General features: G+C 71.5%; 20 protein-coding genes. 10 read left to right on the top strand and 10 right to left on the bottom strand.

Annotated elements, in window-relative coordinates:
* Positions 1–321 precede the first annotated feature (321 nt).
* Positions 322–858: a TetR/AcrR family transcriptional regulator gene (locus AB0958_RS24275; RefSeq protein WP_366892558.1), complete on the bottom strand. Its 537-nt coding sequence runs from the start codon at positions 856–858 to the stop codon at positions 322–324.
* A gap of 75 nt (positions 859–933) precedes the next feature.
* Here AB0958_RS24275 and AB0958_RS24280 point away from each other — a divergent pair, with 75 nt between their 5' ends.
* From AB0958_RS24280 to AB0958_RS24300, 5 genes are all read left to right on the top strand, one after another.
* The gene (locus tag AB0958_RS24280) at positions 934–1,983 is read left to right on the top strand and encodes an aldo/keto reductase (protein ID WP_366892559.1); all 1,050 of its coding nucleotides are present in this window, start codon (positions 934–936) and stop codon (positions 1,981–1,983) included.
* Positions 1,980–2,306, top strand: a complete 327-nt coding sequence (locus AB0958_RS24285; RefSeq protein WP_366892560.1) for a hypothetical protein — start codon at positions 1,980–1,982, stop codon at positions 2,304–2,306. Before AB0958_RS24280 ends, AB0958_RS24285 begins: the two co-directional genes overlap by 4 nt.
* An 11-nt stretch (positions 2,307–2,317) precedes the next feature.
* On the top strand, positions 2,318–3,388 hold the full coding sequence (locus tag AB0958_RS24290; protein ID WP_366892561.1) for an aldehyde reductase: 1,071 nt from the start codon (positions 2,318–2,320) through the stop codon (positions 3,386–3,388).
* Positions 3,389–3,495: 107 nt separating this feature from the next.
* A complete protein-coding gene (locus AB0958_RS24295) occupies positions 3,496–3,834 on the top strand; it encodes a metalloregulator ArsR/SmtB family transcription factor (RefSeq protein ID WP_366892562.1) in 339 nt (112 codons plus the stop codon).
* A 34-nt stretch (positions 3,835–3,868) separates the two neighbouring features.
* Complete coding sequence (locus AB0958_RS24300; RefSeq protein ID WP_366892563.1) at positions 3,869–4,549, top strand: NAD(P)H-dependent oxidoreductase; 681 nt, start codon at positions 3,869–3,871, stop codon at positions 4,547–4,549.
* A 33-nt stretch (positions 4,550–4,582) separates the two neighbouring features.
* Here AB0958_RS24300 and AB0958_RS24305 read toward each other — a convergent pair whose 3' ends face one another.
* The 3 genes from AB0958_RS24305 to AB0958_RS24315 are packed head-to-tail and all read right to left on the bottom strand — an operon-like array spanning position 4,583 to position 8,124.
* A complete protein-coding gene (locus AB0958_RS24305) occupies positions 4,583–7,141 on the bottom strand; it encodes an ABC transporter permease (RefSeq protein ID WP_366892564.1) in 2,559 nt (852 codons plus the stop codon).
* A 3-nt stretch (positions 7,142–7,144) separates the two neighbouring features.
* Positions 7,145–7,894, bottom strand: a complete 750-nt coding sequence (locus AB0958_RS24310; RefSeq protein WP_366892565.1) for an ABC transporter ATP-binding protein — start codon at positions 7,892–7,894, stop codon at positions 7,145–7,147.
* Complete coding sequence (locus tag AB0958_RS24315; RefSeq protein WP_366892566.1) at positions 7,891–8,124, bottom strand: hypothetical protein; 234 nt, start codon at positions 8,122–8,124, stop codon at positions 7,891–7,893. The genes AB0958_RS24310 and AB0958_RS24315 overlap by 4 nt, the downstream gene beginning before the upstream one ends.
* Positions 8,125–8,312: 188 nt before the next feature.
* On the opposite strand from AB0958_RS24315, the gene AB0958_RS24320 reads away from it, so the two are divergent.
* The 5 genes from AB0958_RS24320 to AB0958_RS24340 all read left to right on the top strand — a co-directional run bounded on the left by AB0958_RS24320 (position 8,313) and on the right by AB0958_RS24340 (position 12,795).
* Positions 8,313–9,605: a sensor domain-containing protein gene (locus tag AB0958_RS24320; RefSeq protein WP_366892567.1), complete on the top strand. Its 1,293-nt coding sequence runs from the start codon at positions 8,313–8,315 to the stop codon at positions 9,603–9,605.
* A gap of 65 nt (positions 9,606–9,670) precedes the next feature.
* Positions 9,671–10,330, top strand: coding sequence for a response regulator transcription factor (locus AB0958_RS24325; protein ID WP_366892614.1), 660 nt, complete (start codon positions 9,671–9,673; stop codon positions 10,328–10,330).
* Between the two features lie 208 nt (positions 10,331–10,538).
* Positions 10,539–11,321: an MEDS domain-containing protein gene (locus AB0958_RS24330; RefSeq protein WP_366892568.1), complete on the top strand. Its 783-nt coding sequence runs from the start codon at positions 10,539–10,541 to the stop codon at positions 11,319–11,321.
* On the top strand, positions 11,318–12,268 hold the full coding sequence (locus tag AB0958_RS24335) for a sensor histidine kinase (protein WP_366892569.1): 951 nt from the start codon (positions 11,318–11,320) through the stop codon (positions 12,266–12,268). Before AB0958_RS24330 ends, AB0958_RS24335 begins: the two co-directional genes overlap by 4 nt.
* A 167-nt stretch (positions 12,269–12,435) precedes the next feature.
* Entirely contained in the window at positions 12,436–12,795 is a 360-nt protein-coding gene (locus AB0958_RS24340) for an STAS domain-containing protein (protein WP_366892570.1), read from the top strand.
* Between the two features lie 7 nt (positions 12,796–12,802).
* On the opposite strand, the gene AB0958_RS24345 is transcribed toward AB0958_RS24340, so the two are convergent.
* The 6 genes from AB0958_RS24345 to AB0958_RS24370 all read right to left on the bottom strand — a co-directional run bounded on the left by AB0958_RS24345 (position 12,803) and on the right by AB0958_RS24370 (position 18,927).
* A complete protein-coding gene (locus tag AB0958_RS24345) occupies positions 12,803–14,041 on the bottom strand; it encodes a cytochrome P450 (RefSeq protein WP_366892571.1) in 1,239 nt (412 codons plus the stop codon).
* Complete coding sequence (locus tag AB0958_RS24350; protein ID WP_366892573.1) at positions 14,038–15,021, bottom strand: amidohydrolase family protein; 984 nt, start codon at positions 15,019–15,021, stop codon at positions 14,038–14,040. Before AB0958_RS24350 ends, AB0958_RS24345 begins: the two co-directional genes overlap by 4 nt.
* On the bottom strand, positions 15,018–15,905 hold the full coding sequence (locus AB0958_RS24355) for an NAD(P)-dependent oxidoreductase (protein WP_366892575.1): 888 nt from the start codon (positions 15,903–15,905) through the stop codon (positions 15,018–15,020). The genes AB0958_RS24350 and AB0958_RS24355 overlap by 4 nt, the downstream gene beginning before the upstream one ends.
* Positions 15,902–16,249: an antibiotic biosynthesis monooxygenase family protein gene (locus AB0958_RS24360; protein ID WP_366892576.1), complete on the bottom strand. Its 348-nt coding sequence runs from the start codon at positions 16,247–16,249 to the stop codon at positions 15,902–15,904. The genes AB0958_RS24355 and AB0958_RS24360 overlap by 4 nt, the downstream gene beginning before the upstream one ends.
* Positions 16,250–16,486: 237 nt before the next feature.
* The gene (locus AB0958_RS24365; RefSeq protein ID WP_366892615.1) at positions 16,487–17,689 is read right to left on the bottom strand and encodes an Ig-like domain-containing protein; all 1,203 of its coding nucleotides are present in this window, start codon (positions 17,687–17,689) and stop codon (positions 16,487–16,489) included.
* 155 nt (positions 17,690–17,844) lie between these two features.
* Positions 17,845–18,927: an acyl-CoA desaturase gene (locus AB0958_RS24370; protein ID WP_366892577.1), complete on the bottom strand. Its 1,083-nt coding sequence runs from the start codon at positions 18,925–18,927 to the stop codon at positions 17,845–17,847.
* Positions 18,928–18,948: the final 21 nt, after the last annotated feature.

The following is an 18,948-nucleotide window of genomic DNA, read 5'->3' on the forward strand; positions in this document are numbered from 1 at the left end:
CGGCTCCAGCTTCGCCCACTGCGCATTCGTCAGATCGTGCCTCCCCACGAAGTGGATCTTGACACATCAAGATCCACTTCTGAAACGCACCCTAGTCGGCTGCGTGCCTGGTCGGCCTTGTCCGGGCGAACCCGACGCGTGACCTTCCTGGTCCGTGATCACGGGGCTCGGTGAAGATGCCGCTCGGTGGTTCCTTCTGCAGGTCGCCCTGCTTGCGGGCCCCGGCCGCATGCTGATGGGTGCGCCAGACGGGCGGCCGCCCAGTCTTGACGCCCTTCGGCAACAGTGGCTCCGGCACCGCCCGCTGCTCGTCCGCGGCGTTCATCGGTGCGTGCGGAGTCCGTCCAGGATGAGCGCGAGCATGTGGGGTGCCCGGTCCTCGGGGCTGGAGGCGGCGCGCCACAAGGCGCCGGTGAGGTGGAGGAAGTCTCCCGGGTCGGCGTCGGGGCGGATGCTTCCGTCCTTCTTGCCGGCGTCGAGGAGCTGGGTGATCGCGGCGATGACCGGGCCGTAGCTCTGTTCGCTGATCGCCTGGTGCGCTCCTGGTCCGAGTGCGTCGCCGAGGCCGTGTTTTCTGCGCATGGCCTCGACGAGGTCGGTCGTCCAGTGGCGGAGTGCTTCCAGTGGCGGCAGCTGGGCCAGCAGGTCCTGCACGGTGCCGGTGATGCGTGCCACTTCGTCCTGGTAGACGGCCAGGACCAGCGACTCGCGGGTGGGGAAGTTGCGGTACAGGGTGCCCGCGCCCACTCCCGCGCGCTGGGAGATCTGGTTCATCGACGTGCCGGCGTCCGCCGCAAGCGCTTCGCGTGCGGCGGCGAGGATGCGCGCCCTGTTCTCACGGGCGTCCGAACGGATCACGGGACCTCACCTTGCTAAGTGGAGAGTTCTCCACTACGTTATCCGGAGAGCTCTCCACATACTTTAAGGAGCGTCATGCAATACATCAAGCTCGGCACGACCGGCCTCGACGTGTCCCCGATCGCGATCGGCGCGATGACCTACGGAGAACCCGACCGCGGGCACCCCGTCTGGTCGAAGGGCGAACAGGACGCACGCCCGCTCGTCCAGCACGCGCTGGAAGCCGGGATCAACTTCTTCGACACCGCGAACATGTACTCCAACGGTTCCAGCGAGGAGATCCTGGGCCGCGCCCTGAAGGACTTCGCCGACCGCGACGACGTGGTGATCGCGACCAAGCTGCGCCATCCGATGCGGCCGGGACCGAACGGCCGCGGTCTGTCACGCAAGGCGATCATGACGGAGGTCGACCACTCGCTGCGCCGCCTGGGCACCGACTACATCGACCTCTACCAGATCCACCGCAACGACCACTCCACCCCCTGGGAGGAGACCCTCGAAGCGCTCAGCGACCTCGTGAAGGCCGGCAAGGTCCGCTACCTGGGCGCCTCGTCCATGCCCGCCTGGGAGTTCGCGAAGGCACTGCACCTGCAGAAGCAGCACGGCTGGGCACGGTTCGTGTCGATGCAGAACCACTACAACCTGCTCGCCCGTGAGGAGGAGCGGGAGATGATCCCGCTGTGCCTGGACGAGGGCGTCGGCACGGTCATCTGGTCGCCGCTGGCCCGCGGCCGCCTCGCCCGCGCCTGGGACGACGCCCGCTCGACGGTGCGCTCCGGGACGGACGGCGCCTACGCGGACCTGCTCTACCCGCCGGCCGAGGAGGCGTCCAACCACGCGATCATCGACGCCGTCGGGCAGGTCGCCGCCGCACACGGCGTCACCCGCGCACAGGTCGCGCTCGCCTGGCTGCGACGTCGGCCGGTCGTCACCGCGCCGCTGGTCGGCGCCGGTTCGGTCCGGCAGATCGACGAGGCCGTGGCCTCCCTCGACATCGAGCTCACCGACGACGACGTGCGCGCCCTGGAGGCCCCCTACACCCCGCGCCACGACTGGCAGGGCGTCTCGGACGAAGCCGAGCTGGAGGCCATCCGCCGGCGCGTGCCCGGAATGGCTCTCGCATGAACCCCGTCGTCCGCTCCGGCACCGCTGCCCGCGCCGGAGCCCTCCTCGTCCTTCTCGGCCCGCTCGTGTCCTGGGTCGCCGAGTTCGTCACCGCCGCCGCATGGCAGGACCCGCCGTACTCGCCCCTGTACGACAGGGGCAGCCACCTCGGTCTGAGCGGCCCGCCGGGGACCGCGTTCGGACAGGTCGCCAACTCCCCCCTCGGCGCTGTCATCTACCCGATCATGATCGGCCACGCCCTCCTGGGAAGGAGCGTGGCCGTCACCCGGCGCCACCGCGCCACGCACCCGACGGTCCCCCTGACCGCACGAGCCCACAGCTGATGGAGAGACGGATGACCCAGGTACTGGTCACCGGAGGAACCGGCTTCATCGGAAGCTGGTGCATCCAGGCCCTGCTGGAGGGCGGGCACACCGTCCGCACCACGGTCCGCGACCTGCGACGCGCGCCGGCACTGCGGTCCTGGCTGCACGCGGCCACACCGTTCGACGACGAGCGGCTCCCCGTCGTACGCGCCGATCTCGAACAGCCCGAGGGCTGGGATGCCGCCGTCGCCGGCTGCGAGTTCGTCCTGCACGTCGCCTCGCCGACCCTGCGCCACACGCCGGCCAAGGACGACGACCTGGTGGTCCCGGCGCGCGAGGGCGTCCTGCGAGTGCTGCGCGCCGCCCGCGGCACCGGTGTCCGCCGGACCGTCCTGACCAGCGCCTTCGGCGCCATCGGGATCGGACACCCGCCGCGCTCGACCCCGTTCACCGAGGAGGACTGGACCGACGTCGACAGCGACATCCCGCCCTACCAGCGCTCCAAGACACTCGCCGAACGCGCCGCCTGGCAGTTCATCCAGGACGAAGGCGGCGGCCTGGAACTGGCAGCGGTCCATCCCGTAGGAGTCCTCGGACCCCTGCTCGGCCCGGACGACCCGCCATCCCTGCGTCTGGTCCGCAGAATGCTCGAAGGACAGGTTCCCGCGTGCCCTCCCTTCGGGATGGGCTTCGTCGACGTCCGCGACGTCGCAGATCTGCACCTGCGCGCGATGACCGATCCGGCAGCCGCCGGCGAACGCTTCCTGGCCATCGCCGGGCACAGTCTGCGCGTCATCGACATCGCACGTGTCCTGCACGACCGCCTCGGTGCACGCGCCGCGAAGGCCCCCACTCGTGAACTGCCCGTCTGGGTCGCCCGCGCCCTGGGCCTCGTGAACCCGGAACTGCGCCTGCTCAAACACCAGCTCGGCCGGGATCTCGACGCCACAAGCGCCAAGGCGGAGAAAGTCCTCGGATGGCGAGCGCGCCCCCTCGACGACACCATCGCGGACACCGCCGAGAGCATCCTCGCCCACGGCATCGGGGCAAGGGCCGGGTCGGCGCTCGACAGACACCACCGCGTGCGGGATCGGACATGACGTTGTCGACGGCGACGACCTCCAGTGCGGCCGCCTCCCTTGCGGCCGCCGCGGATCCCGTATCGAGATATCGTGGTGTGTCGGAGTGTCTGGCGAGGGAGGTGGCCATGGCCGTCACGGCCGGACCGGGGTCGGGGCCGGATGACCTGATCGAGGTGTTCAAGGCTCTGGGCAACCCTGCCCGTTTGCAGATCATGCAGTGGCTGAAGGACCCCGACGCGCACTTCCGCGAGTACGAGCCGATCGCGGACCGCCAGGCGGTCGGTGTGTGTGTCACGCACATCCAGGCGAAGTCGGGGCTCGCACAGTCGACCGTCTCCAGCTACATGAGCACGCTGGAGCGGGCGGGGCTGGTGCGTTCCACCCGGGTGGGCAAGTGGACTCACTACCGGCGCGACGAAGAGCGGCTGACTCAGGTGGCGCGGGCGTTCGGCACCGCCATCTGATTGACGCATCGCAATATGTCGATATGATTTTCTCATGTCGACCTTTGACGCTGCCCCCACCGCCCTGATCGTTCACGCTCACCCCGAGCCCCGCTCGTTCAGCGCCGCCCAGATGGCCACCGCGGCTCAAGCTCTGCGCGACGGCGGCTACCGCGTCGACGTCCTCGACCTCTACGCCGACGCCTGGGCCCCCGTCCTCGCCCGCGAGGAGTTCGCACCGACGGACGGCCCGTTCAAGCCGCAGGCCGAGCAGATGCGCGCGGTCGAGGACGGGACGCTCGACGCCGCCGTCCGGGCCCATCTCGACCGGCTCCTCGCCGCTGACCTGCTCGTGCTGTCGTTTCCGATGTGGTGGTTCTCGCTGCCCGCGATCCTCAAGGGGTGGGTGGACCGGGTCTTCGTGATGGGCGGGGTCTTCGGCGGGGACCACGGACTCTTCGGTGACGCGGCGCTCGCCGGGAAGCGGGCGATGCTGCTGTTCACGACCGGCGGGCCCAGTGAGTCGTTCCGGCCCGGTGGCGCCTTCGGTTCGATGGACGACTTCCTGTTCCACATCCACCGCGGGATGCTCGAGTTCGTCGGCTACCGGGTCCTCGACCCCGTGGTCACCCATGGACCGGCCCGTATGTCCGACCAGGAAAGGGCAGCGGCGCTGGCGGCGGTCGGCGAGTCGGTCGCGCTCATCGCGGCGGATTCGAGGTCCGCCGCGAGCTGACCCCGACGTCGACGAAGGCCGACGAGTGGATCCTCACGTCGCCCGGATCGCGTCCGCCGGGGGTGTGCGCAGGGCCTGGCGGGTGGGGAGTTCGATCGTGAGGAAGGCCGTCGTCACGATCGTCGCCGCGATGGCGGGGAGCAGCCAGGCCGGGCCCGCCGGCCAGGGGCGGTCGAGGAAGCCCTGGCCGAGGAGGGCGAGGGGGAGGGCGGAGAGCAGCAGGCCGGAGACGAGCGCCGCCGCGGCGATCACGGCCGCCTCGCGGCGCATCATCGCCCGGATCTGCCGTGGCGTCGTGCCGACCAGCCGCAGTGCGGCGATCTCCGTACGGCGCTGGGCCGTGGCCGCGACCAGCTTGTTGGCGATGCTGAGGAGGAGGTAGCCGAGGAGTACGACGATCGTCGCGAGGTTGATCCACACCTCCGGCGGGGTGTCCTGCTTGCCGCCGAGGACCGCGCCGGACGTGTTCTCCAGGACGAGGCCCGGGCGGGACGCCGCCAGACCGGCCAGTGCGCGCGCCGCCGTCGCCGTGCCGTCCGTGCGGACGAGGAGGCTCTGGGTGAGGCCGGAGGTGGTGTGGCCGGCCGCGAGGTCCGCGGAGACGATCAGCGAGCCGAAGCCGAGGCCCCGGTCGTACACGGCCACCACCCGCGCCTCGGTCCGCGTGCCGTCGCCGAGGACCAGCCGGATCCGCCGGCCGAGTCCGGCGTCCCGCGAACCGGCGACCTCGCTGCTCACCGCGACCGTGGCGCCGGTCAGGCCGGCCAGCCGGCCGTCCCGCACCCCGGGGTCGAGGGCCCCGGCCGCGTCCGGCGTGGTGATCAGCGCCGGCACCGACTCCACATCGGCTTCGCCGAACGTCTCGTACGGCCAGACGACAGTCGTCGAGCCGACGGGTGCGGCGGACCGTACTCCGGGCAGCTTCTGCACGGCGTCCCGCGTGCCGGCCAGCAGGCCACCGAGGTCCGGTGCGCTCAGCCGGTACTGGGCGAGCGTGCCCGTGCGGGTGTCCTGGGCGGTCGCCGCGAGGACGGTGGTCTGCGTGAGGGTGTAGGTCAGGACGAACACGACCGCCATCGCCAGGGGGCTGACCACTGCGGCGACCCGCAGCGCGTACGCCCGTACGTTGGCCAGGGCGAGCCAGGTGGGGGCGGGAGTCCCGGGCCGCAGCCGTCGCACGGCCCGCTCACCGAGCGACCGGACCAGGGCCGGGCCGCACAGGGCCAGGCCGATCGCGGCGACGATCCCGGCGACGGAGGTGGCCGACGCGCCGATCACCGTACGGGTCAGCAGCGGGGTGACGGACAGCGCGCACGCGGCGGCGATCAGCAGAACTCCGGTGAGGGTACGGGCCTTCGACGGCTTGCGCGGTTCGCTGCGGGACTCGGCGACGGCCTCCGTCGCCGGCATCCGGGATGTGCGCCAGGCCGCGCCCCGGGCGGAGATCTGCACGGTCAGCGCGAGCAGGATGAGAGTGGCGAGAGCGGGCAAGGGGCCGACGGTCAGGGGGAGTTCGGGGGGCAGGACGCCGCGGTCGGCGAGCAGGTCGTGGAAGCGGCCCGCCAGGAGGTAGCCGAGGGCCACTCCGGGGGCCAGGGCCACGGCGGCCACGAGGGAGGACTGCGCGGCGGCCAGCCGGCGGATCTGCCGCGGGGTCGCCCCGACCGCCCGCATCAGCGCCAGGTCGCGGCGCTGCCCGGCGATCGACACACCCAGCGCGCCCGCCGTGACGAACCCGGTGATCAGCAGCACGATTCCGCCGAGCGAACCGGCCAGCAGGACCAGGAGCGAGCGGGCCGTGCCGACGCCCGGCGCCACGGTCTCGCCGATGTCCGCACCGGTGCGGACGGTCAGCCCTGTGCCGGCCACCCGGCCGCGCACCGCGTCGGCGACCCGCTCGCCGCTTCCGGGCGCGGTGCGCAGGCCGATCACGTCGTATCGGCGCGCGCCGTCGCGGCCCGCGAGCCGTGCGGCCGTGGCGTCGGCGAAATAGACGCCCGCGCCCGGTGCGTCGACCACCGCGGCGACGCGACAGCGCACGGCGGCGCGGCCGCCCGCCACGACCTGGACCCGGTCCCCGGTGCGCAGCCCGGCTGCCGCCGGGACGGCGATCTCGTCCGCCCTGGCCGGCGCGCGGCCGGTGACGCGTGGGTGGGCCAGCAGCTTGGTGGAGGACCAGCCGTGTCCGGCCGCCGCTGGGTCGTCGGCGGTCGCTACGACCTCTCCACGGGCGTCGACCAGCGCGGCCGGGAAGCCGAGGTCGCCGACCACGGCAGTCACCCCGGGCAGGTCCGAGAGCCGGTCGACCAGCGACGACGGGACCCGGGCGCGCTCGGGGAGGGCGAGCGGCAGATCGCCGTCCGGGTGGTACTCCTGGTCGGCCGCGACGACGATGTCCGCGCCGCCGAGCCGTCCCGGCGGCAGCTGCGAGCGCAGCCCGGACTCGGCCAGCACACCGGTGCCGGTGATCAGGGCGGCCCCGCCGAGTACCGCGCACACCACGGCGAGCAGCGCGGTGATCCGGTGCGCTGCCATCCGCAGGGCGATCGGGAAGAGGGGAAGGCGGCAAGTGGGGCGGAAGTGCTCGGACATGGGTCAGCGGTCTCCCAACGCGACGAGTCGCTCGGCCAGTCGGGGGGCGGTGGGGTGGTCGAGGGCCTCGACGACCCGGCCGTCGGCCATCACCAGGGCCTGGTGGGCGCGGGACGCGGCGGCCGGGTCGTGGGTCACCATCATCACGGTCTGGCCCAGTTCGTCGACCAGGGCGCGCAGCAGCTCCAGCACCTCGTGCGCGCTGCGCAGATCCAGCGCGCCGGTCGGCTCGTCGGCGAACACGACGGCCGGCCTGGCCGCCAACCCCCGCACCACGGCGGCCCGTTGCTGCTGGCCACCGGAGAGTTCGGCGGGGCGTCGGCCGAGCCGGCCGGCCAGGCCGACGCGCTCCACCAGCGCCGCGATCCACTCCCGGTCCGGGGCCCGGCCGGCGAGCCGCAGCGGCAGCGTGATGTTGTCCTCGATGGTGAGGGACGGGATCAGGTTGTAGGCCTGGAACACGAACCCGACGCGCTCGCGCCGCAGTTCGGTACGGCGCGTCTCGTTCAGGCCGACGATCTCGTGCCCGTCGATGCGGACGCTGCCCGAGGTCGGCGAGTCCAGCCCCGCCGCGCAGTGCATCAGGGTGCTCTTGCCGGAGCCCGAGGGGCCCATCACGGCGAGGAAGGTGCCCGGCCGGACGGTCAGGGACACCTCGTCGAGGGCCTTCACATCGCCCGGGTAGGTCTTGGTGACCCGCTCCAGCGCGATGGCGGGCGCGCTGACCCGTACGGCGGCCGACGCGAGGTTCACCGGCGGCCGCCCTTCAGGCGGCGCAGGACGAGGGCGATGGCCGCGAGTCCGGTGACCGAGCCGCAGGCGAGGTTCACGGCGACACCGGCGGCGGCGTAGGAGGCGACCATGTTGGCGACCGCGCTGATCACCAGGACCAGCCAGAGGAGGACGCGGGTGACGTCGCCGCGGGCGACGGACGGGGCGGGGGCGTCGTCGACGCTCGGTCGGTGGGGGTCGATGGTCGCCATCGCGGGCTCCTTCGGCGGGGATTCGGCTGGTGTCTCGGCCGGCGTCCCGGCTGATGTCCCCGACGCTACGGACCGCGCCCCCCGCGGCCGATCCCGCCAGCAGCCGGATCGTAAGTACAGCCTGCTGTACTTACGGCGAAGCGGGCCTGCTCCTAGAGTCGTCGGCGCACCTCAGAAGCGGAGTGAGCATGACGACCACCGAGCCCACCGGTACCGCGGACACCGCAGACGCCGGCCCCGGCGCCGAGCGTCCGCGGGAGATCGTCGTCCGGGCCCTGCGGGCCTCCGGTGCCGCGCTCGGGCAGCTCGTCGGCGGGCTCGGCACGGCGGTGACGGCGCTGGGCGTGCTGGTGCCGGCGGCCGTCGCCGCGGTGACCGCGCCGGCCGGCGTGGGCCTGCTGCTGGCGCCGGTCGTCGTCCGTGCCCTGCACGCGCTGGCCGAACGGGAGCGGAAGCGGCTGGCCCGCTGGGGGCCGGAAATCGTCGCCCCGGACCCGCCGCCGCCGACGCTGCGGGCCGCCCTCGCCGACCCCACCACCCGGCGCGAGCTGCGCTGGGCGCTGCGTCACGGCACCCTCGGCTTGCTGCTGGGGCTGCTCGGGGTGTATCTGCCGTTGGCCGCGTTCCGGGACACCCTCTTTCCGCTGGTGTGGCCGTTCGCGCCGGCGGACACGAGTAGTACGTCCTTCGGGTTCGGGGTGGCGCACACCTGGCCGGAGGCGCTGTCGGTGAGCCTGGTCGGCGTCGGCTGGATCGCCGTCATCCTGGGCCTGACACCCGGCATGGCGCGTCTTCAGGCCCGTGCCGGGCGGACGCTGCTCGCCGCCGGGCCGGACACCGACCTGTCCCTTCGGGTGGCCGAGCTGACCGCGACCCGGGCCGCCGCGCTCGACGCCCACGCCACCGAACTGCGGCGCATCGAGCGGTCGTTGCACGACGGGACGCAGAATCGGATGGTCACGGTGACGGTACTGCTCGGCGCCGCCCGGCGGATGGCCGCCCGGGATCCGGAGCGCGCCGACGAACTCCTCGAACGTGCCCAGAGCGCCGCCGAGCAGGCGCTGGCCGAACTGCGCGCGGTCTCCCGCTCGATCCTCCCGCCGGTGCTGTCCGACCGGGGGCTGGCCGGGGCGCTGTCGGGTCTCGCCGCCGAGTGCGCCGTGCCGTGCCGGACGGATGTGGAGGCGCCGGAGCGGTGCGCGGCGTCCGTGGAGGCCACGGCGTACTTCGTGGTCGCGGAGGCGCTGACGAACATCGCCAAGCACAGCGGGGCGAGCGGGGCGGCGGTCACCGTGCGGGCGCGGGGCGGTCGGCTGCATCTGCGGATCGAGGACGACGGGCGGGGCGGCGCCGACGAAGCGGGCGGCTCCGGGCTGAGCGGCATTCGCCGGAGGGTGGCGGCCCATGACGGTACGCTCCGCGTGACCAGCCCGGCGGGCGGGCCGACGGTGCTCGACGTGGACCTGCCCTGCGGCACGTGACGTTCTGGAAGCCCGCGGGCCGGTCCACGGAACTGCCCTGTTCTACAAGTGAGTTGGTTGCCGACATGCGCATAGTGATGGCCGAGGACGACCCGTTGCTGCGCGAGGGGCTCGCCCTGCTGCTGGGTGCCGAGGGCCTCGACGTGGTGGCGAAGACCGGAACGGCCGAGGGGGTCCTGGACGCCATCGAGGAGCACCAGCCGGACGTCGCGATCCTTGACGTACGGATGCCGCCCACGCACACCGACGAGGGCATCCGCGCGGCGGTGGAGGCCCGGCGCCGCCGTCCCGGCCTCGCCGTTCTCGTCCTGTCCGCGTACGTCGAGCAGAGCTTCGCCACCGAGCTGCTCACGTGCGGGGTGGGCGGACTCGGCTATCTGCTCAAGGAACGGGTCGGCCGGGTCGAGGAGTTCCTCGACGCGTTGCACCGGGTGGCGTCCGGCGGTACCGCCATCGACCCGGAAGTGGTCGCCCAGCTGTTCACCCGCTCCCGCCAGGACACCCGGCTGGAACGGCTCAGCCCGCGCGAACGGGATGTCCTCGCCCTGATGGCCGAGGGCCTCGGCAACAGCGCGATCGCGGAGCGGCTGGTGGTCACGGACGGCGCGGTCCACAAGCACATCCGCAGCATCTTCGCCAAGCTCGATCTCTCCCCGGCGGACCAGGTGGACCGCCGGGTGGCGGCGGTCCTGCACTACCTGGAGGACGCGAGGCGACGGGGGTAGTCGTGCAGCCGGGGGACGACGCCCGGAAGCTCATGATCGCGGGCGTGGCGGGCCGGCAGCCGGGCTCCGATGTGGTCGATGGCGTGCAACAGGAACCCTCGTGCGACTGGTCTGCTCCCCGGTGTTCGAACAGCAGCCGTACGCCTCGGCCGGCTGAGCAGAGGAGGGGGCAAGAGCAGTAGGGTGAGGGCGGAGCGAGGGAGAAGTAGTGAGAGCGCCGCGCGTACTGCCAACCCTGGACGAGGTCGACCCCGGCGATCACGTCTGCCACCTGATGGATCGTATCGACGACGTCATCGACCGCAGCCGGGCCTTCGTCGCGGACGGTGCGCTGCACGGCGACAAGGTCGTGATCGTCGGGCCCGTCCCGCGTGCGGACAGCGAGTTCGCACCGCTTGTACTGGACCCTGCCCGGTTGCAGGGTTCGCTTCTCTCCGCGGTGCGTCGGGAGGCGGCCGTCGCCGACCGGGAGGGGTTCCGCTCCCTGCGCGTGCTGCACCATGTCATGCCCGCCTCCCGCGCGGACCGGAACGGGGAGTGGCTGCGCAGCGAGCTCGATCTCGAGGAGTTCGCCGCCGACACCGGAGCCATGGTGGTCTGCGCCTACAGCGGGACCGACTGGGACCTGCCGGCTCTGCAGCAGATCAGTTGCGTGCATCCGCATCATCTGGGCAGCCGTCCGGTTTCCCCCGCCTTCCGGGTGTACCGAACCGAGCAGGAGGGCTGGACGGTGTCCGGTACCGTCGACAGCGACGGCGCGGTGGTCTTCGGCACCATCCTGTGCACCCTCCTCGCGCACACGCCGACGGTGCGTCTGCACTGCCAGACCCTGGAGTTTTTCGATGCCGCCGGGATGAGCGCGCTGGCCGACGCCGCCAGGCACCTTCCGGATCGCAAGGTCGTCCTGGAGGGCGCCAACGAGACCGTGCGGCTCGCCTGGAGGCTTTCCGGCTTCGCAGTCCCCGACGTTCCGGTGGTGATCGCGCCGTGACCCCCTCTTCGTCCACTCCGCTGGAAGGCACCGGATACCGGCACGAGCTCTATCCGTACTCGGGCAGCGACGAGTTCGTCGCGGGCACCCTGGGGTTCATCCAGGAAGCGCTTGACGGTGACGAGGCCGTCGTCGTGGCGGTACCGCAGGACAAGGCGTCCCTGCTGCGTGCGGAGATCCGTGAGAACGACACCGTCCGCTATGTCGACACCAGCCGGGTGGCGCGTCATCCGGGGCGGCTCATCGCCGCCTGGCAGGAATGGATCAAGGATCAGGTCTCAGAGGGGCGGCCCGTCCGGGGGATCGGCGAATCCCCCTGGGACCAGGTCCGCAGTGCCGCCGAGGCCGAGGAGCTGCGCTACCACGAGTGGCTGCTCAACAAGGCGTTCGCCCACGGCCCGGCCTGGTGGCTGCTGTGCCCCTACGACGTCGCACGCGACCAGGCCGCCGTGACCGGGATGGCACGCTGCCACCCCCAGATCCGAAGAGACGGCCGGACGGTACCGTCCGAGGACTACGACGCGCGGGCACCCTACCCCTTCGTCGCCCTCACCGGCCCCTGTGACCCGTACGACGAGTTTCTCTACTCGAGCGGTGACCTGCCCGCTCTCCGAGAGAAGATCGCTGCCTGCGCCGAACAGCACGGCCTGACCGGTCGGCGCCTGCGCGAACTGCACCTGGCCGCGACGGAGGTGGCCAGCAACAGCATCCGCCACGGCGGCGGACAAGGAGTGCTGCGCACCTGGAGCGAGGAACGACGGCTCGTCTGCGAGTTCCGCGACGCCGGCTACCTGGAGGATCCACTGGCCGGACGTACGATGCCGACCGCCAGGCAAGTGGGTGGACGCGGGCTGTGGCTCGTCCACCAGCTGTGCGATCTCGTCGAGATCCGGTCCACACCGGACGAGGGGACCACGATCCGCCTGCACACGGAGCTGCCCGGGTGAGCCCGCCGATGCCGACGGTCTGCTCACCTGCCCCGCCTTCGAGGGGAGGCGTGACCGACGTCGCCCCAGGGTAGGCGCGGAGGTGTCGCCGGGCGGTGACAAGCAGAAAGGTGCCGGTGCTCGAGGTACGGCGCGGTCGTGATCGATGGGATGGGAGTCCGTTCTCGATGCTGAGGGTGCTGGTACGCCATGCGGATACGACAGTTGTCCGGCTGCCGAGCGAAGTGGACTACGAGAACGCCGACGTCGTCGGCGCCCGGTGCGAAGCCCTGATCAGGGAAGGCTGCCGCACCCTCGTACTCGACGCCTCCGACGTGCAGTATCTCGACTCTTCCGGCATCAGCATGATCATCACGCTGTCGCGCCTGCTCGACGACCATGCCGGCGCCCTCCGCCTCGCCGCCCTCAGCGACAACTACCGGCAGGTCTGGCGCCTCCTCGGCCTCGACTCGCTGCTCCCCGTCTTCCCCACGGTGAACGCCGCGCTCGACGGGCGTGTGACAGGCGCGTGCGCCGATACCTCGTAGTGAGTAGTCACTCAGGGTCGAGCACGACCGGGAGTTCTGCGAGGCCGCGGAAGGCCGGGAAGGGCACCTCCAGCCACCGTGGTCCGGCGTCCGGGTCGGCCAGGGTCATGCTCGGGAACCGGTCGAACAGGGCGGTGAGCGCCACCTGCATCTCCAGCCGGGCCAGCGGGGCTCCCAGGCAGTAGTGGCTGCCGTGCCCGAACCCCAGATGCGCGTCCTGCGCGTTGCCCGGACGCGTCACGTTCAGCTCGTCCGGCGCGTCGAACTTCAGCGGATCGCGGTTGGCCGAACTGAGCGCGATCTGGACCAGGGCTCCCTTCGGAATCCGGGTCCCGCCGTACTCCACGTCCTCGGTCGCGTAACGGAACGTGGCGCTCTCCACGGAGCCGTCGTAGCGCACCAGTTCCTCGACGGCGGCACGCATCAGTTCCGGGTCCTCCCGCACGACGCGCAGCTGTTCGGGATGGGACAGGAGGTGGTGCACGGCGTTGCCGATCAGGTACGCGGTCGTCTTGTGACCCGCGAACATCAGCAGGAACGCCGTGGACACCAGTTCGTTCCCGGTCAGCCCGCCGTCGTCGTCCCGGACCGCGGTGAGCGCGCTCAGGAGATCGTCACCCGGATCCCTCCGCTTGGCCGCGATGAGATCCGAGAAGTACGCGTGCAGGTCCTCCTCCGCATTCTGCTGGGCCCGCTTGGCCTCCTCGTCGAAGCCGCTCTGGGCCACCGTGGAGGACAGGTTCTGCATCCGCGACCGTTCCTCGGGCGGTACGCCGAGCAGATCGCAGATCACGGTGATCGGCAGCGGGAACGCGAAGGCCGGCAACAGGTCGAAGGGCTCCCGGGGCGGGCACGCGTCGAGCAGGCCCCCGACGATGTCCTGGATCTTCGGCCGCAGCGCCGCCACCCGCCGTGGGGTGAACGCGGAGTTGACCAGCCTGCGCAGCCGCGTGTGCTTGGGCGCGTCGGAGTTGAGCATGTTGTCGTCCAGCGCGACGGACGAGTCACCGAAGATCCTCCGGTAGGCGTCCATGGCCCCGTACATGTCCTTGCTCAACCGCGGATCCGCCAGCGCGGCCCGCGCGTCCTCGTACCGGGTGATCAGGTACGTCTCGTTGCCGTGCGGCGGTCTCATGGGGCAGACCGGGGCCGCCTCGCGGAGATGGGCGTAGACGGTGTGCGGGTCCCGCCGGAACTCCGGGGTGCAGCGTTCGGCCGCGGTGACGGCCTCTTGCGTGGTGGTCACGGACGACTCCTGAGGTCGAAGAGGGTCTCGGCGTTGCCGCCGAGGATGAGCTGCTGCGCCGCCCTGTCGACCGGCAGCTTCTCGATCATGCGGAGCTGCTCCTCCAGCGGTACGGCCAGCGGCGGTGAGTCGGTGCCGAACAGCATCCGCTCGGGTCCCAGCACCTCCGCGTTCAGGCTCAGGTGCGCCGAACTGAACGGGCTCGTGTCGACGTACATGCGCCGCAGCGCCGCGGCCGGGTCGGCCGCCGGTCCCCGGGCCGCCGAGGGAGCGCGCGCTCCCTCGGGCCGGCCGGCGGGCGGGGCGCCCCCGGCCCAGTGCCGGGGGCGCGCCGCCGTCTGCAGGCGCTCCGGCAGCAGCGCCATCGCGCCGCCGCCGGTCGCGCCGATCAGCCGCAGCTCCGGGTACTTGTCGAGCCATCCCGCGAAGGCGATCATGGCCATGCCCATGGTGACATCGCCGAACCGGCCGATCTGCTCGACGAAGCCGATCTCGTCGACCTGTTCGGTGCCGACCGGTTCGGCCGGGGCGTGCACCAGGACCGGTACCCCCGCCTCCGCCGCCAGGGCGAAGAAGGAGTCGGCGCGGGGGGAGCCGAGCAGCTCCCCATGGACGCTGGACGTGGTGATCAGGCCGACGAAGGCCGGATCCGCCAGGGTCTCCCGCACCCCTTCGAGGTGATCGTCGTCGCCGAACGGGTTGGCGTACACGTAGCCGCGCAACCGGTCGGGGAACCTGGCGATCAGCCCCGACATCCAGGCGTGGAAACCGCGCAGCCGGTCTCGTGGTTGCGCGTAGTTGTCCACGCCCGGTACCCGTGCCATCGCTCCGGCGCCCACGGGGCTGCCGATGATGGTGAGGTCGATGCCTGCCTCGGCGCGAGCGGCGAGCATGCCGTCGACGTCGGTCAGGCTCGGCGGCATGGGGAAGCGTTCGGCCGCTTCCGGCGGGGAGAGATGCCCGTGGATGTCGATGATCACGTGTCGCTGCCCGGTTTCGGTGTGAGTGCGCGGGTGACCGCGGCACAGTCCTGGTCGCCCAGTCCCTGCTCGGTGGCACGGACGTGGGTCTCTGCCGCGGCGGTCGTGAGCGGCAGGCTCAGGCCGACCGCCGCCGCCTGCTTGGTAGCGAGCATGAGGTCTTTCGCCATCAGCCGCAGCCGGAAGTCCGGCTCCTCGAAGCGGCCGGAACCCAGGCGCCTCGCCTTGAACGCCATGACCGGAGAGGCGAAGCCGCTGCCCGCGACGGTCTTGAGGACCGACTGCCGGTCCAGGCCGCAGGCGGTCGCCAGTTCGGTGACCTCGGCCAGGGCCTGCACCTCGATGCCCATCAGGAGGTTGAGGCACAGTTTCATCCGCATGCCGGAACCGAGTGCGCCCAGATGGACGACCTCCTTGCCCAGCGCCTCCAGCAGCGGGCGGCAGGCGGTGAACGCCTCCTCCTCGCCACCGACGAAGAGCCGAAGCTCGCCGTCACGGGCGTGGTCGCGGTTGCCGAGCATGCCGACGTCCACGACCGAGGGGATGTCCCCGGCGATCTGGAGCACCTCTTCGGGGGAGACGGTGCTGGCGCAGACGAGGACCCCGGGGTAGCGGCCCCTGGACAGCACGCCGTCGGGTCCGTGCAGCACGGACGAGAGGGCCTCGCCGTCGGCGACGACGCAGACGGCGGCACTCGTGCCCGCGACGGCGTCGGCGGGGTGCGGGGCGACGAAGGCGCCTGCCGCGGCGAGCGGCGCGGCCCGCTCCGGAGTACGGTTCCAGACCCGGACCTGCATGCCCCGGTCGAGGAGGCGGCCGGCCAGGCCGCTGCCCATCGTGCCGAGCCCGAGTACGGCGACGGGGCCGTTGGCGGTGCGCGTCATGACGCCACCCCCTCGGTCTCCTTGACGACTCGGAACCGCAGCGACTGCGTCGAGTCGACCCACTGGCGCAGCGGAGCCACCAGTGCGCGGTGCTCCTCGCTCTGCTGCCAGGCGAAGAAGTGCTCGGCCGTCTGCCACTCGCTGGTGATGACCCACTCGCGGGAGTCGTCCAGGGGTGCTCCCAGCCTCTCGACGATGTGGCCGGGGGTCCGGGCGACCGACTCGCGGAGCTGGTCGTACGCCTCCAGGAATCCCTGCTCGCCGCCCTCGATCACGCGGACGGTGAAGACGACGCTGAGTTTGTCGGCCGGTCGGCCGTCGATCCTCGTGTTCCTCGTGCCCATGTCTCCTCCTGAGGGTGAGATCCGGCAGGACACGATTCCCACGGCCTCATGTCGCCCGTGCGGACGCAACTCCGAATGGGGGACGGGCCAACGGGGACAAGGGAATGACGGTGCGTGATTGCTCCGTCCGGGTGAGTGACGAGGTGGGGACGAGGCGAATGGCGAGGCGGCGGCCGACACGGTCGGCCGCCGCCTGGCGGAAGGGGTTCGGGTGTACCTGTGTGGCGCGGCGCGCTGTCAGCCGGTCGCGCCGACCGAGACCCACTGGGACCACGGCATGTTCCAGTCGCTGAGGCCGTTGTCCGGGGCCGGCGCGGTCTTGTCCGCGGAGTTCTTGACGATCACGACGTCACCGGGCATCGAGTTGTCGAAGAACCAGGCGGCGGGCTGCTTGCCGTCGCCGCCGCCCTTGACGTCGTTCAGGCCTATGCAGCCGTGGCTGGTGTTGGCCTTGCCGAAGACGGAGTCGGCCGCCCAGTAGTTGCCGTGGATGAACGTGCCCGAGTCGGTCAGGCGCATGGCGTGCGGTACGTCGTCGATGTCGTACGCGGGCTTGCCGTCCTTCAGGAGGCCGACGCTCGCACCGTTCATGTGGGTCTGCCGGAACTTCTCGGAGATGACCATCTGGCCGTCGTACGTCGGGTGCTCCGGGCTGCCGGACGAGATCGGGATGGTCCTGATCGTCTTGCCGTCCCGTACGACGGTCATCTGCTTGGTGGCGGCGTCGACGGTGCTGACCTGACTCCGGCCGATCTTGAACGTGACCGTCTTCAGGACACCGCGGTGGGTGAGCTTGACGGTGACGGTGGAGCCGGGCGTCCAGTACGTCTCGGGGCGGAAGTCCAGGCGGGCGCCGTTGAGCCAGTGACCGACGACCCGCTGTCCGCTGCTGGTGCTGACCTGGATCTCCGACGCCACGGCTGCCTTGTCGCCCACGGCCTTGTCGAAGGTGACCGTCACCGGCATGCCCACCCCGACGGTCGAGCCGTCCTCGGGGGAGACGTGCCCGACGAAGTCGTTGGCGGGGGAGACGGTGCTGATCGTGGCGTACCCGGTGGCGGAGCGGCCCTGGGCGTCCTGGGCCTCTGCGGCGATCTGGTACCTGGTGGCACGCTGAAGCGGGCCGTTCGGCTTCCAGGACGTGCCGTCCGCGGACAGGGTGCCCGGGATCTCGGTACCGGTCGCGACGGCGGTCATGGTCACCTTGGTGAGGGTGCCGTTGCTGACGGTGACCCCCACGGGGCTGTCGACCCCGACGCCGTAGGCACCTTGACCGGGCGTGATCCTTATTCGGGCGTCGGAGGTGTCCTGGGCGCCCGTCGGTTGTGCCGACGCAGGGGTCTTCTGCTGGCTTCCGGCGTCGTTCCCGCCGGTGGCGGCGTTGCTGGTACCGCCGAGTGCGAGTGCGAGTACGCCGCCGAGTACGCCGGCCGCGGCCATCAGCCCGGTGCTTCGCTGCTTACGTACCGTGAACAAACGTCTCTCCCATGCGGCTGGTCGTCTTTTCGAAGAACCACCTTTACATCTGTCCGTCCCGAAGAGGGCGAATTATGGCGAATGCCACGTAGTGACGAATCTCGCCGAGGCGGCGGACTTCAGTGGTCACCCCGCCGGGCCGCCCCGCGCTCCCGCCGCAGAGGCGCTCCCACCCGGTGCAGGTGTCCGAGGGCCTCGCGGTAGGACCGGAGCAGGCCGGTCTCGTGGTACGGCACTCCGATCTCCGCGCAGTACTCCCGCACGATCACCCGCGCGCGGCGCAGATGAGGGGTGGGCATGCTCGGGAACAGGTGGTGTTCGATCTGGTGGTTGAGGCCGCCGAGCATCATGTCCGTGAACCGGCCGCCCCGCACGTTGCGGGAGGTGAGCACCTGGCGCCGCAGGAAGTCGGGCCGCTCGTCGCCGGTGAAGGTGGGCATGCCCTTGTGGTTCGGGGCGAACGTGCAGCCGAGGTAGACCCCGAAGAGACCCTGGTGCACGGCGAGGAACGCCACCGCCTTCCCGGGGGAGAGCACCAGGAACAGCGCGGACAGGTAGGCCGCCAGGTGCAGCAGGAGCAGCGTGCCCTCCAGAACCCGGTTCTTCGTGGACGGCGAGCGCAGCGCCCGCATGCTCGACACATGCAGGTTGAAACCCTCCAGGGTCAGCAACGGGAAGAACAGGAACGCCTGGTGGGCGCCGATCGACCGGGCCAGGCCCGTGCTCTCGCGGGCCTGGTCGGTGGACCAGACCAGGATGTCGGGAGCGACGTCGGGATCGAGCTCCTCGTGGTTGGGGTTGGCGTGGTGCCTGGTGTGCTTGTTCATCCACCACCCGTAGCTCATCCCGATGCCGAGGTTGCCGAAGAGACGGCCCCACGTCTCGCTCGGGCGGCGCCGCCGGAAGACCTGCCGGTGCGCCAGATCGTGGGCCACGAGCGCCACTTGACCGAAGACGAGGGCCATCGCGGCGGCGACGGCCAGCTGCCACCAGGTGTCGCCGAGCGCGAGGAAGGCCCCCCAGCCGCCCAGCAGGGCCGCGATCACCAGGGCGAGCCGCACGGTGTAGTAGCCCGGGCACCGGTCCAGCAGGCCCGCCTCCCCGATGCGCCGGGAGAGCCGGGCGAAATCGCTGCCGGGACCGGAGGGCCGCGCGGGGGCGGCGGGCGTCGGGGACGCGACGGGGGCGTCGGAGAACGTCATGTTGCCGAGTCTCGGCACGGC

This window comes from Streptomyces sp. NPDC006655 (genome assembly GCF_040703965.1).
Classification (GTDB): domain Bacteria; phylum Actinomycetota; class Actinomycetes; order Streptomycetales; family Streptomycetaceae; genus Streptomyces.